This window comes from Jonquetella sp. BV3C21 (assembly GCF_000468895.1).
GTDB lineage: Bacteria > Synergistota > Synergistia > Synergistales > Dethiosulfovibrionaceae > Jonquetella > Jonquetella anthropi.
In genome coordinates, this window is record NZ_AWWC01000021.1 from 1 (window position 1) to 13,190 (window position 13,190).

The following is a 13,190-nucleotide window of genomic DNA, read 5'->3' on the forward strand; positions in this document are numbered from 1 at the left end:
CCCGCATTCATCTGTCGAAGGATTCGGCAGAGATTTCTGCATTGTTTGAGTTGGTGCGCTCATGTGATCGCCCTCCTGAGCTGATTTTATACAATCAAGCGAGAAAAGGCAAGAGACGAAGCAAATGGTTGCCGATCAATTCTGGGTTGTTGAGTTCGAGAAGGCGCCGCCTTGTTGGGTAAGACGATAAAATGCAGCTGCATTCGAGCGAATCGAGAATCTTATGGCAGACCTTGAGCCTCGATGTCAAGGTGCGCGCGAGTGAACCATTCGGATAGGCGAAAACAGGGCGGCAAATATGTATAAAATTTGACGTCTTTTGTGGCCAATTTATGAAAGTTCTTGAAAGCAGGGGCGCTCGTCCATGGACTTCGGCTTGATAGGGTGGAAAAAGTCGAAGGACAAGCTGAGAAAGACCAAAGACCAAAGACCAAAGACCAAAGACCAAAGACCAAAGACCACTAAAGGCGAAAGGCGAAAGGCGAAAGGCGAAAGGCGAAAGGCGAAAGGCGAAAGGCGAAAGGCGAAAGGCGAAAGGCGAAAGGCGAAAGGCGAAAGGCGAAAGGCGAAAGGCGAAAGGCGAAAGGCGAAAGGCGAAAGGCGAAAGGCGTTTCTCCTGTTGAAGGGGCGTTGGACTTTAAAAGAAGATCTGTCACCAGCCAAACAGCAGGGGCCGGCCGGCGTAGCTTGGCGCAGAAAATGAGACGGTCTCTCCAAAAGCAGTTTTTTCGCCGTATCGGTCAGCGGTGGACCGACGGCGGAGGGAAAACTGGTGAAAATTTTATTCGTCGAAAGAATATGTGGTGGTTCTTTTTTTTTCAGACAGCTAAAAAGTCAGAAAAAGCATTTAATAAATAAAGAGCTGAGGCGGAAAATTTTCTCTTGTTTTATACAATTAACCTCAAATAAAGACGAACAAAAAATATGACGACGAAAAAACAGGATGAAACGGCCTGGCCACTCGTCGATTTATAAAAAGAATATATGTTATTTATTATTTGAAATTTATTCTAGGCTTGAGAAGTTCGCTGGACTTGTAGTGTTTGCTGAAATAATTTCTGTAGAGGCGGGAAAAACACCCTAAAACAAGGATTAATTTTTGTCGCTTTACCATGTCATGTGAGCATTGAAAATTGTATAAAGTCTGTTATACTGTGTTCAAGCGGCAAAAACGACTTAACCTGTGATACGTGAGTTGTGGCAGCTTAAAGCGCAGTTTTTCACAGGGCCGCGCTAATACTCGAGGGGAGAGAAATTTACGATGAACAGAAAACTGGCTATCTTGGCTGTCGGAGCCCTATTAGGACTGTCGTCCGTCGCTTTTGCCGGCGGACGGGGAGAGACGCTTCGCGTTGGCGTGGCGATCGACGCGAAGAACTTTGACCCTCAGAACTCGGTCGACACGTTTTCCTTCTCCATGCAGAAACAGATTTATGAGCCATTAGTCACGGTTGACGGCAAGACCCGCAAGCTGGTTCCAGTGCTGGCTGAAAGCTGGGAAATGCTCGACGACGTGACCTACAAGTTCCACCTTCGCAAAGGCGTTAAGTTCCACAACGGCGAAGAGCTCACCGCCGACGACGTGGTGTTCTCCCTCAAGCGGGTGACCGATCCGGCTCAGTCGGTGTTTGCCAAGTCGAAGGGGATTTACATCGACCCGAACGGATTCGAGATCATCGACAAGTACACGGTCATTGTGCGAACCAACGGCGTGGTCGGCGGGTTCCTCGGCTCGATGAAGCACCCCTACGCCTCCATAATGAACCGCAAGGCCGTCGAAGAGGCCGGCAAGGAATATTTCCGTCATCCAGTTGGCACCGGCCCGTATAAGTTCGTCAGCTGGACGAAGGGCGAAAAAGTAGAGCTTGAGGCCTTTAAGGACTACTGGGGAGAGAAGCCCTACGCGGAGAAGATGACGTTCGTTGTGCTGCCGGATGACAGCAGCCGGGTCATCGCGCTGGAGACCAACAAGGTTGACATGATTTACGCAGTGCCGTCGGGCGACTTCAATCGGCTGAGCGAAAGCAGCGACGTCAAGGTCGTCAAGGCGCCTGGTCTGGTTCTCCTTCACCTGGGCATGAACACGCAGAACCCCAAGCTGTCTGACCCGCGGGTGCGCTTGGCGATTGAGTACGCCATCAACAAGGACGCCTATAACCAAGTGGTCTATAACGGCAACGCGGTGACACCGAAGGGGCCGCTTCCGACCGCCTGCTCGTGGTTCCCTGAAGACGCTAAGCCGTGGCCCTTCGATCCGGAAAAAGCGAAAAAGCTGCTGGCCGAGGCTGGGGTCAAGCTGCCTTTGGAGCTGAATCTGTGGGTTATCAACGCTCAGGACCGTATTGACGGGGCGACGGTTATCCAGTCCATGCTGGCTCAGGTTGGCATCAACGTGAACGTTCAGGTGTTCGAGAACGCCGTGTTCGACGACAAGCTCAAGGAAGGCAAGCACGACATGTATCTGGGCACGTGGGGCATGCAGACGAACCGGGACGCGGGCATCTACTGGCAGTCGCTGTTCACGATTCCGGCCATTGGTTCGACCAACAAGACGTTCCTGAAGGACGAACTGGTTGACGGGTACATCAAGGAAGCCACTCAGACGGCGAACGAAGACAAGCGTTCCGAGCTGTTCCAGAAGATCTGGGATCGGCTGAACGAGCTGCATCCGTTCGTGTATCTGTCTCACGCTGACGAGCTGAACGGCGGCCAGAAGGACATCATCGGGCTCGAAGACCTGTACGACGGAAAGGTCAACTACTTGGGCAACGTCCACTATCCCGAGCAGGAGCGGCTGAAGTAACGGCGTCAAAAGTTTTTCCAACGCAGCACGGCACGTCTATAAAGAACTGCCGGAGGGGAGCAGTAAGATGGTCAAATACATTGTTCGTCGTATTTTGCTGTTGATACCTATCGTTTTGAGTGTCATGTTTATCCTGTTCACCATTCTGTACTTTACGCCGGGCGATCCGGCGCGGATTGCGCTGGGCGAAGAAGTCACCCCAGACGCCATCGCTGCCTTCCGAGCGGAGCATGGTCTGGATAAGCCGTTTTTCGTCCAGTTTGGCAACTACGTTTACCGGGCCGTGTTCAAAGGCGATCTGGGGTACTCCTACGCCATGCAGAGCCCTGTTTCCATGGAAATCGGCCATCGCGTTCCGGTGACGATGAAGCTGGCGTTCTGGGCCGTCGTGTTCAGCACCGTGGTGGGCATTCCGCTGGGGATTATCTGCGCTATCCGGCAGTACTCGATTCTGGACAGCATCACGACGCTGATTACGCTGTTAGGCGTTTCGATGCCCACGTTCTGGACCGGGCTGTTGATGATTTTGGCCTTCTCGGTCCATCTGGGGTGGTTCCCGTCCATGGGATTCGACTCGGTGAGCGCCATGGTTCTTCCGGTGTTCACTTTGTCCGGTTCCTCCTTGGCGCTTATCGCCCGAATGACCCGTTCCAGCATGCTGGAAGTCATTCGGTCCGACTACGTGCGCACCGCGCGGGCCAAAGGCCAGACGGAGCGGAAGGTCATTTACCGGCACGCCCTGCCCAACGCGCTGATCCCGATCATGACGATCGTCAGCATGCAGTTCGGAACCCTTTTGGGCGGGTCGATCGTTACCGAAGCGGTGTTCTCCATTTCTGGAATCGGGCGGTTGATGATCGAGGCGATCAAGATGCGGGATTACCCGATTATTCAGGGCGGCGTCCTGTTTATCTCCATTGCTTTCTGTCTTATCAACCTGTTCGTCGACGTGATGTACGCGTTCGTGGATCCCAGAATCCACGTGAAATAGAGGGGGCTCCGCGTAATGTCAAAGAACAACTCAATGCTCAAATACACTCTCATCCGGCTCCGGCGGAACTACTTGGCGCTGGTGGGGCTGTTCATCGTCGTGCTGCTTATCCTGACGGCCGTGTTCGCCGACCAAGTGGCGCCGTACCGGTACGACGAGCAGGATTACATGATGATCCGCAAGCCGCCTTCTGCGACGCACCTGCTGGGGACTGACGAGTTCGGGCGCGACGTGCTGAGTCGCCTAGTGTACGGTTCCAGAGTTTCCCTTCAGGTGGGGCTGATCGCCGTTTCGATTTCCCTGATCGCCGGCGGCACAATCGGCGCGGTCGCCGGATACTTTGGCGGCGCGTTGGACAACTTGCTCATGCGTTTCATGGACGTCCAGCTGGCCATACCAACCATACTTTTGGCCATCGTCATATCGGCCGTTCTAGGGCCAGGATTGATGAACTTGATGGTGGCCGTCGGCATCACGTCGATTCCTCGGTTCGCCCGTCTGATGCGGGCGTCGGTCTTGTCGGTGAAGGACATGGAGTTCATCGAAGCCGCGAAGGCGATGGGCGCGAGCCACGCGCGGATTATCCTCGTTTATATTCTGCCCAACTGTGCGGCCCCTCTCATCGTTCAGTCCACGCTGAGCGTGGCGAACGCGATTCTTTTCGCGGCCACCCTGAGCTTCTTGGGCTTAGGCATTCAGCCGCCGTTCCCCGAGTGGGGCGGCATGCTTTCGGCCGCTCGGCCGTACCTAAGGAACAGCGCTTACCTGAGCGTTTTCCCCGGGCTGGCTATCATGATAACGATTCTGGCGCTCAACTTCCTTGGCGACGGCCTGAGAGACGCGCTTGATCCCAAGCAGAAGCGGTAGGCCGGCCATGAGCGATATTCTTCTTGATATCAAGAATCTGTCGGTGCAGTTCAACACCGACTCGGGGGTCGTGCACGCTGTCAACGGACTGAACCTTCGGCTTGAGCGCGGAAAAGCGCTCGGCTTCGTCGGCGAGACCGGAGCCGGCAAGACGACGACGGCCCTGTCGATATTGCAGCTCATTCAGACGCCTCCCGGAAAAATAACCGAAGGCGAGATTCTCTTCCGCGGCAGCGACGTTCGGAAGATGACCGAAGCGGAAAAGCGTCACATGCGCGGCGGCGAAATCGCCATGATCTTCCAAGACCCAATGACCTCGCTCAACCCGATCATGACGGTGGAGCAGCAGATCATGGAGATGGTCGTCCTTCACTCGGATCTGAAGGGCGCCAAGGCGCTGGAGCGGGCTCACGAGATGCTGGAGATGGTGGGCATTCGGCCCGAGCGCGGCAAGGACTTCCCTCACCAGTTCTCCGGCGGCATGCGCCAGCGCGTTGGCATCGCTATCGCCTTGGCCTGCCGGCCCAGCCTGCTCATCGCCGACGAGCCGACGACGGCTCTTGACGTGACGATTCAGGCTCAGGTGTTGGATCTTATCAACGAGCTTCAAAAGAAGGTGCAGACGTCCCTGCTGCTGATAACCCACGACCTTGGGATCGTGGCGGAGACCTGCGATGACGTGGCGATCATGTACGCCGGCGCGGTGGTGGAGTACGGCCCGATTCAGGCGCTGTACGGACACCCGCTTCACCCGTACACTCAGGGGCTGTTCGACGCCGTCCCGGATCTGGAAAGCCCGCTCGGCGGAAAACTGGCCGTGATCCCCGGGATGCCGCCGGATCCGACGAACCTGCCGACCGGCTGCAGCTTCTCGCCGCGGTGTCCCTATGCCACTGACCAGTGCCATAAAGCGGCCTGCGGCATCAGAGAAATTGAACCGGGACATTTTGTAAACTGCTACACGCCGCTTGGCCTGAACGCTGGGGGGAGGAGCCGGGCATGACCGAGAACGCCGTGCAGAACAACGATATCCTGCTCGATATCAAGCACCTGAAAAAGTACTTCCAAGTGGGCGGCGGACAACTTCACGCCGTTGATGACGTGTCGGTCAAGATTCCCCGCGGCCGGACGCTGGGGCTCGTCGGCGAGTCGGGCTGCGGCAAGTCGACGTTCGGCCGGGTCGTCATCGGCCTGATTCCAGCGAGCGGCGGCGAGGTGATCTTCGAGGGCAAGAACAGCTTGGAATTTAAGGGCGACCGGCGGAGTCAGTTCCGCCAGGAGGCTCAGATCGTCTTTCAGGATCCGTTTTCTTCGCTGAACCCCCGCATGTCAGTCTCGCAGCTGATTTCTGAACCGCTGATCATCAACAAGACGTGCCATTCCCGCAAGGAAATGGACGCCAAGGTCAAGGAGCTGATGGACACGGTCGGGTTGGCCGAACGGCTGACTACGTCGTTCCCTCACGAGCTTGACGGCGGCCGCCGCCAGAGAATCGGCATCGCCCGGGCCTTGGCGCTGGATCCCAAGTTCATCGTGCTGGACGAGCCGGTTTCGGCTCTCGACGTGTGTATCCAAGCCCAGGTGCTCAACCTGCTGGGCGACCTGAAAAAGGAGCGGGGCTACACCTATCTGTTCATTTCCCACAACCTGAGCGTCGTCCGTTACGTGTCCGACTCGGTGGCGGTGATGTATCTGGGCGTCGTGGTTGAGCAGGCTGACAACACCGTGCTGTTCGGCGAGCCGATTCACCCGTACACCCAGGCGCTTCTGTCCGCCGTGCCGATTGCTCGTTTGGGCGCGAAGCGTCATCGGATTCTGCTTGAAGGAGATGTGCCCAGCCCGATCAACCCGCCGGCTGGCTGCCGGTTTGCCGGCCGCTGCCGGTACCGTCAGGATCGGTGTCTGACCGAGACGCCGCAGCTTGAAGAGATCCGTCCGGGGCATTTGGTCGCCTGCCTGCGGTCCAGGGAACTGCTGGGCCATCAGGCTAACTAGGTAAGGACGAGATGGAAAAGGAGCGGATGCGCTGGTTCGTCGGCATCCCTGTGCTGACCAACCCGCTGATTCTCCGGGACGTCCTTGTTCTGACCGCTCTCGCATGGGCGGGCACTGTTGCTGCTATCGTCGCTTTTCAGTGGTTTTTCGGCGGCTCCGTTCGGCCTGAACATTTTCTCGGAGCCGCCATTTACGCCTCGTATCTGGCCGTCATGATCGTCGGGCTTTTCGTCCTGATCGGGATCGCTTTTATCGGAAAGTTCGGCGCTCTCTACAAGCTGGACGAGGACGGCCTGTACGTTGAGCAGTTCCGTGGGACTTTGGAGCGGACAGGAACTGGCAGCGGCATCGGCTACCCGGTTCGCTTGGTTGGCCAAACCCACAAAAGTTCCGTCCGAGTGATCGGATGGGAGAAAATCGCCGGGTGCCGTCTTCTCGAGAACAGAAACGTGGTTCTTCTGCTGGGAAGCCGAGGCATTTTGACGAAGCTGTATTGTCCTGACAGGGAGACAGCCCAGGCTGCTGCCAAGGTCATCGGTTCTCGGACCAAAACGGAAGCATAGGAGGATCTTCCCGGCCGCGCCGCCGAACGCTTTTCAGGGAAGCAGGCGGTCTTATGAGTTGAGAGGAGGAATTCGATCGTGAGAAAGTTTTTGCTGTGCGCTGCTCTTGCGGGCTGTCTGATGGCGAGTCCCCTGGCGGCAAAGAACATGGAGCACTTTAGTTTGGGCGTAGCGGACGATGTGAAGACCCTCGATCCTATGATGGCCTCCGACACCATGTCATTCTCGGTGGCGCTACATATGTTTGAACCGCTGGTGAACGTCGACGGCCGCACCAAGCAGCTCGTGCCGGTCCTGGCCGAAAAATGGGAAATGCTCGACGACCACACGTACAAGTTCTACCTGAGACACGGCGTCAAGTTCCACAACGGCGAAGAGATGAAGGCCAGCGACGTGATCTTCTCGGTCAAGCGGTTCGCACAGGAGTCGATATTCAAGGGCTCAACGGGAAAGTTCATCGACCCGGACGGCTGCGAAATAGTCGACGATTACACCGTGCTGATTCGGACGAAGGGCCCGGTGGGCGGATTCTTGGAGAACATGAAGTTGCCCGCCTTCACCATCTGCAGCGAAAAGGCCGTCAATGAGCTGGGCAAAGAGTACTTCCGCAACCCGGTAGGCACCGGCCCGTTCAAGTTCGTCAGCTGGAGCAAAGGCGACAAGCTGGAACTTGAGGCGTTCGACGACTACTGGGGCGAAAAGCCGGCGTTCAAAAAACTCTCCATCGCCGTCCTTCCTGACGACAGCAGCCGAGTCATCGCCTTAGAGACCGGCAAGGTGGACATGATTTACATGGTTCCGGCCAGCGACATGGACCGGATTAACGCCGACGGCAAGGCGAAAGTTGTCGAAGCGCCCGGCCTGAACCTGACCTACATGGGCATGAACACCCAGAGCCCCAAGCTGTCCGACCCGCGGGTCCGTCAGGCCATCGAATACGCCATCGACAAGAACGTCTACAACGCTGTGGTTTATCAGGGCCATGCGGCTGTCCCCGCCGGTCCGCTTGTCCCGGCGAGCACCTTCACGCCCAAGACGGCGGTTGACTGGTCGTTCAACTTGGAGAAGGCCAAAAAGCTCATGGCCGAAGTCGGCGACGCGGCTCCCAAGAAGCTGACCCTGTGGGTCTCCAACATGCAGGAGCGCATCGACGGCGCGACGGTCATCCAGTCCATGCTGGCTCAGATTGGCATCCAGCTTGACATTCAGGTTTTTGAGTCCAGCGTGTTCTACGACAACCTGAAGAGCGGCAAGCAGGAGCTGTTTATTTCCCGCTGGGGAATGCAGACCAACCGGGACTCCGGCAAATACTGGAACGGGCTCTTTAACAGCGACGCGATCGGCAACACGAACGACACGAGGACGAACAATCCTGAAATCGACAAGCTGATCAACGAGAGCATTCACACCATCGACGCTGACGCCCGCAACGCCATGTTTGAAGAGCTGTGGGTGAAGCTGAACGATTATCAGTCCATAGTTCCGCTGGCCGTGGCCAACGAGCTGTACGGCGGACGGGTTGACCTCGTGGGCATGGAGAACTTCTGCGACGGTCGTCTGAACTACTTGGGCCGTCTCACTCTGGCAGACTAAAATTCGTCAAGGGCACCTTCAGTCGGCTTGCGGCCGCGGAAGGGGCCCTTGCCGTATCTGGGCAAGACATGCGGCGAACTTGCGCAACGGGCCGAAAAGCCCAAAATCGTTAACGCGGAGGAGGAGATGCGGGTGAAAAAGGTAATGGTGGCTCTGGCCTTGGCAGCCGCCTTGGCGGCATCGGGGAACGCGGCGGAGATGAAGCACTTCCGTTTGGGCGTTTTAAGCGAGGCGTTCACGCTTGACCCGACTCAGGCGACGGACACCTATTCGTTCGGCGCCGCGCGGCAGATTTTCGAGCCGCTAGTCAACGTGGACGGCCACACGAAAAAGATTTATCCCGTGCTGGCCGAGAAATGGGAAATGCCCGATGACCACACCTACAAGTTCTACCTGAGACACGGCGTCAAGTTCCACAACGGCGACGAGATGAAAGCCAGCGATGTGGTCTTCTCGCTGAAGCGGTTCGCCACCGAGTCCGTGTTCGCCTCGTCGGTGGGGAAGTTTATTGATCCTGAGGGTTTTGAGGCGCCGGACGACTACACCGTGATCGTCCGCACCAAAGGCCCGGTTGGCGGCTTCTTGGAGAACATGAAGTTGCCGGCCATGGCGATCATGAGCGAGCGGGCCGTCAAAGAGGGCGGCAAGGAGTACTTCCGTCACCCGGTAGGGACAGGCCCGTTCAAGTTCGTCAGCTGGACCAAAGGCGAGCGTATTGAAATGGAAGCCTTCAAGGACTACTGGGGCCAAAAGCCGGCGTTCGAGAAGTTCTCCATCATCACCCTGCCGGACGCGTCAACCCGCGTGATCGCCCTTGAGACCGGCAAGGTTGACATGATCTATCAGATCCCCAACAACGAGGTCGACCGGCTCAACGAGACCGGCAAGGCGAAGGTCGTACAGGCCCCTGGACTGAGCTTGACGTACCTCGGCATGAACAACGACTCGCCCAAGCTGTCGGATCCGCGGGTGCGGCAGGCCATCGATCTGGCCATCAACAAGGACGCCTATCAGCAGGTAGTCTTCCAAGGCATGGCGGTTACGCCCGCCGGGCCGCTGATTCCTGCCAGCACCTTTACGCCAAAGAACAGCGCTCCGGCGCCGTTTGATCCTGAGAAGGCCAAGCAGCTGCTGGCCGAAGCGGGCGTCAAGAACTTGACCCTGTCGCTGTGGACTACCAACAGCGAAGCGCGGGTCAACGGCGCCACGGTCATTCAGTCCATGCTGGCGCAGGTTGGCATCAGGGTGGAGATTCAAGTCTTTGAAGGCGGCGTGTTCTACGACCGAATCAAGAGAAACGACCACGAACTGTTCCTCGCGTCTTGGGGCATGCAGACTAACCGGGACGCCGGCAAGTTCTGGAACGGCCTCTTTAACTCCAAGGCTATCGGCTCGTCGAACAACTGTCGGTTCTCCGACAAGGAAATCGACGAGATGATCGACGCCAGCTATGCGACGCTCGATCAGGAAAAACGGTTCGAGATCTTCCAGAAAATCTGGGAACGGCTTCTGGAGCTCAAACCGATGATCGCCCTCTCCGTCTCTGACGAACTGTATGCCGGCCGCAAAGATCTGGTCGGCATGGAAGACCTGTGCGACGGCCAGATTAACTACCTCGGCAATCTGACGCTGAAGTAGCGGCTGGACAGGCGATGAAAACGAAAAGCCCGAAACTTCCTTATGCGGAAGTTTCGGGCTTTTTTCTTTTTGATGGGCTGAATTAACGTTTCCCAAACAGCTCGACGATGCGGCACAGGACCTTCACGGCCCCTTCCATCGACTGAATGACCGCGTACTCGTATTTGCCGTGGGCGTTGTAGCCGCCGGTGAACAGGTTGGGCGTGGGCAGGCCGCGGAGCGACAGCTGGCTGCCGTCGGTGCCGCCGCGGACCGGGATCACTTGAGGCGTGATCCCGCAGTCTTTCATGGCCTGCAGGGCCGTGTCGACGATTTCGGGCTTTTCTCGCAGGACGTCGGCCATGTTGGCGTACTGGTCGGACACGGAGACTGTGACGACCTCGCGCCCAAACCGCTCATTCATCTGGCGGGCGACCAGCTCGGCGAAGGCCTTGCGGCTCTCGAACTTCTGCCGGTCGTGGTCGCGGATGATGTAGTGAAGCTCGGCTTCTTCCACGCCGCCGGTCATCTCGCACAGGTGGTAGAACCCCTCGCGGTCCTCGGTGTGGGACGGCGTTTCCGCGGGCGGGAACGCGTCGATGAGCTCAGCGGCCAGCAGGTTGGCGTTGACCATCTTGTTCTTGGAAGAGCCCGGGTGAACGGCCAGACCCTGAATGTGGTAGTCGGCGCGGGCGGCGTTGAACGTCTCCCAGTTGAACGTGTCGCTGCCGGTACCGTCCACGGTGTAGGCGAACTGGGCGCCGAAGTCCTTCAGGTCGAGCAGTGACGCGCCGTGCCCGATCTCCTCGTCAGGGCAGAAGCAGACCGCCACGTCGCCCCGGGAGATTTCCGGGTGGTCCTTCAGGTACTCGACGGCGGTCATGATTTCCGCGATGCCCGCCTTGTCGTCGGCGCCCAACAGCGTTGTGCCGTCGGTGACAATCAGGTCGCTGCCGATGTGGTCTTTCAGCGACGGGAACGCGTCGGGCGAGAGGACGGTCGTCCCTCCCTTGTCCAGAACGATCGGCGTGCCGTCGTAGTTCTCTACGATCCGCGGGTTGACCGTATCGTCGGTCACTTCAAGGGCCGTATCGATGTGGGCGATCAGGCCGATGCATGGGGCGGTCGGGTTGTTCCCCGGCAGCTTGGCAGTCACGTAGGCATGTTCGGTGACCTTGACGTCTGACAGGCCCAAGTCCCGGAGCTCCTGTCCGAGCATTTTGGCTAAAACGTGCTGGGTCGGCGTCGACGGGACGGTTTTCGACGTGTCGTCCGACTGCGTCGGGGTCGTGATGTACCGGATAAACCGTTGAACCAGTTTTGAATCATTCATGGCTCTCACTCCTCCAAAAGATAGGCCATCAGAAGGCCGCAGGTGGCTTTTAAGGCGTCGATGTGGGTGCGCTCGTAGTGGTGCGACGCGTCAACGCCGGGGCCCATGGCGGCAAAGTTGAAGTCGAAGCCGGCCAGCGCGCCCATGGAGGCGTCGGAACCGTAGCGGTACGGCGTGTCCACCCGGTAGGGTATGCCTTCGGCCTGCGCCAGCTTCTGGAGACGGTGCCGGAAGTCAACCGGGTATGGCGTGCGGCTGTCCTTGGCGAGAATGCTCACGGCCCGCTCCGACGAGTTGTTGCCCTCGGCGACGATGGCGATGTCAACGGCGAGACACTCGGTGACCCCGTCGGGAATGACGGAAACGCCGTGGCCAATTTCCTCGTAGTTGGACGCGTACCAGTGTACCGGACGGCTCGGGAGCAGGGAAGCGTCCTTCAGGGCCTTGATGGCGCCAAAGCAGCAGGCCAGACAGATTTTGTCGTCCAAGTAGCGGGACTTGACGAAACCGGCAGGCGTACGGCGGAATCGGGTCTCAAACGAGACGATGTCGCCCACTTCTATGCCCAGACGGCGGACGTCCTCGGCGGTCTGCACGGGCTCGTCGAGCCTGACGTGCACGTGGTCGTCGTCTCTGACCATGGTCGTCACTTCTTCGGCGAAGGCGTGCCGCGACGCTTTGTCGGGCATGAGCGAGCCTTCAACCGTTTTCCCGTCAGCGGTGTGAACGAGCAGGTTTTCCGCTTCGACGCAGTTCCACGAGAAGCCGCCGACGGTCAGAAGGCGAAGCGTCCCGTTCGGCTCAATTCGGCGGACTACCGCGCCCAGCGTGTCCACGTGGGCCGAAACGATACGGCCGCCGTTCTGAGTCCGGCCGGGTTGAGAGGCGATCAGGGCGCCTTTATTGGTCTCCTTGGGCTTCAGCCCAAGGGCGGTGAACTCGTCGCGAACTCTGTTCATGGCCCGACGGCAGTCGCCGCCGACGGATGGAATCTCGATCAGTTCTTTCCCTAGGCCCAGCACGTACTCCATATCAACGGTTGGTTTCAAGTCGTTCAAACTCCTTTCAGGAAGGTCTATTCCTAAGCGAGGAAAACAACGCCTGTGCGCGCCAGCGAAAGCTGGCGCGCACAGAGAAGATGGTTAGTTGCAGGGCTTTACTAAATGGCAGGCGACGAAGTGATTAGGAGCGACCTCTTTCAGCTCAGGCGTCTGAGCCGTGCAGATGTCCTTCCGGAATCGGCACCGGCCGGCAAACCGGCAGCCCGCCGGCGGGTTCACCGGGCTCGGAACGTCACCTTCCAACAGGATTCGCTCCCGCTTCACTCCAACTTTCGGAATTGGAATGGCCGACAGCAGCGCTTGGGTGTACGGGTGCAGCGGGTTCTTGAAGATTTCTTTGTCCCCGGTGAGCTCCACCATGGACCCC

At 58.0% G+C, this 13,190-nt stretch carries 12 protein-coding genes; 9 read left to right on the forward strand and 3 right to left on the reverse strand.

Annotated features, from left to right (window positions below; all coding sequences use genetic code 11):
* The 9 genes from HMPREF1249_RS08095 to HMPREF1249_RS05645 form a co-directional block, all read left to right on the forward strand.
* A partial coding sequence (locus tag HMPREF1249_RS08095) for a hypothetical protein (RefSeq protein WP_231366881.1) occupies positions 1-182 on the forward strand: 182 nt, incomplete at its 5' end.
* Positions 183-1,261: 1,079 nt separating this feature from the next.
* Positions 1,262-2,803: an ABC transporter substrate-binding protein gene (locus tag HMPREF1249_RS05610; protein WP_008523009.1), complete on the forward strand. Its 1,542-nt coding sequence runs from the start codon at positions 1,262-1,264 to the stop codon at positions 2,801-2,803.
* Positions 2,804-2,870: 67 nt separating this feature from the next.
* Positions 2,871-3,794: an ABC transporter permease gene (locus tag HMPREF1249_RS05615; protein WP_008521409.1), complete on the forward strand. Its 924-nt coding sequence runs from the start codon at positions 2,871-2,873 to the stop codon at positions 3,792-3,794.
* A gap of 15 nt (positions 3,795-3,809) precedes the next feature.
* Positions 3,810-4,661 (forward strand): ABC transporter permease, encoded by an 852-nt coding sequence (locus tag HMPREF1249_RS05620; protein ID WP_008521407.1) that lies wholly within the window; start codon positions 3,810-3,812, stop codon positions 4,659-4,661.
* Positions 4,662-4,668: 7 nt separating this feature from the next.
* Positions 4,669-5,664: an ABC transporter ATP-binding protein gene (locus HMPREF1249_RS05625; RefSeq protein WP_008521405.1), complete on the forward strand. Its 996-nt coding sequence runs from the start codon at positions 4,669-4,671 to the stop codon at positions 5,662-5,664.
* Positions 5,661-6,656 (forward strand): ABC transporter ATP-binding protein, encoded by a 996-nt coding sequence (locus tag HMPREF1249_RS05630; protein WP_008521404.1) that lies wholly within the window; start codon positions 5,661-5,663, stop codon positions 6,654-6,656. Before HMPREF1249_RS05625 ends, HMPREF1249_RS05630 begins: the two co-directional genes overlap by 4 nt.
* Before the next feature lie 11 nt (positions 6,657-6,667).
* Positions 6,668-7,219: a hypothetical protein gene (locus tag HMPREF1249_RS05635; protein ID WP_008523006.1), complete on the forward strand. Its 552-nt coding sequence runs from the start codon at positions 6,668-6,670 to the stop codon at positions 7,217-7,219.
* A 120-nt stretch (positions 7,220-7,339) separates the two neighbouring features.
* Entirely contained in the window at positions 7,340-8,812 is a 1,473-nt protein-coding gene (locus HMPREF1249_RS05640; RefSeq protein ID WP_081465270.1) for an ABC transporter substrate-binding protein, read from the forward strand.
* Between the two features lie 126 nt (positions 8,813-8,938).
* The gene (locus HMPREF1249_RS05645) at positions 8,939-10,450 is read left to right on the forward strand and encodes an ABC transporter substrate-binding protein (protein WP_008523003.1); all 1,512 of its coding nucleotides are present in this window, start codon (positions 8,939-8,941) and stop codon (positions 10,448-10,450) included.
* 82 nt (positions 10,451-10,532) lie between these two features.
* Here the strand turns inward: HMPREF1249_RS05645 and pepT are convergent, their stop codons facing one another.
* The 3 genes from pepT to HMPREF1249_RS05660 all read right to left on the reverse strand — a co-directional run.
* Entirely contained in the window at positions 10,533-11,762 is a 1,230-nt protein-coding gene (gene pepT / locus HMPREF1249_RS05650; protein ID WP_008523000.1) for a peptidase T, read from the reverse strand.
* Between the two features lie 5 nt (positions 11,763-11,767).
* A complete protein-coding gene (locus HMPREF1249_RS05655; protein ID WP_008522999.1) occupies positions 11,768-12,811 on the reverse strand; it encodes a M42 family metallopeptidase in 1,044 nt (347 codons plus the stop codon).
* Between the two features lie 93 nt (positions 12,812-12,904).
* Positions 12,905-13,190: oligopeptide/dipeptide ABC transporter ATP-binding protein (locus HMPREF1249_RS05660; RefSeq protein WP_021775968.1), on the reverse strand; the 286-nt coding region annotated here is incomplete at its 5' end.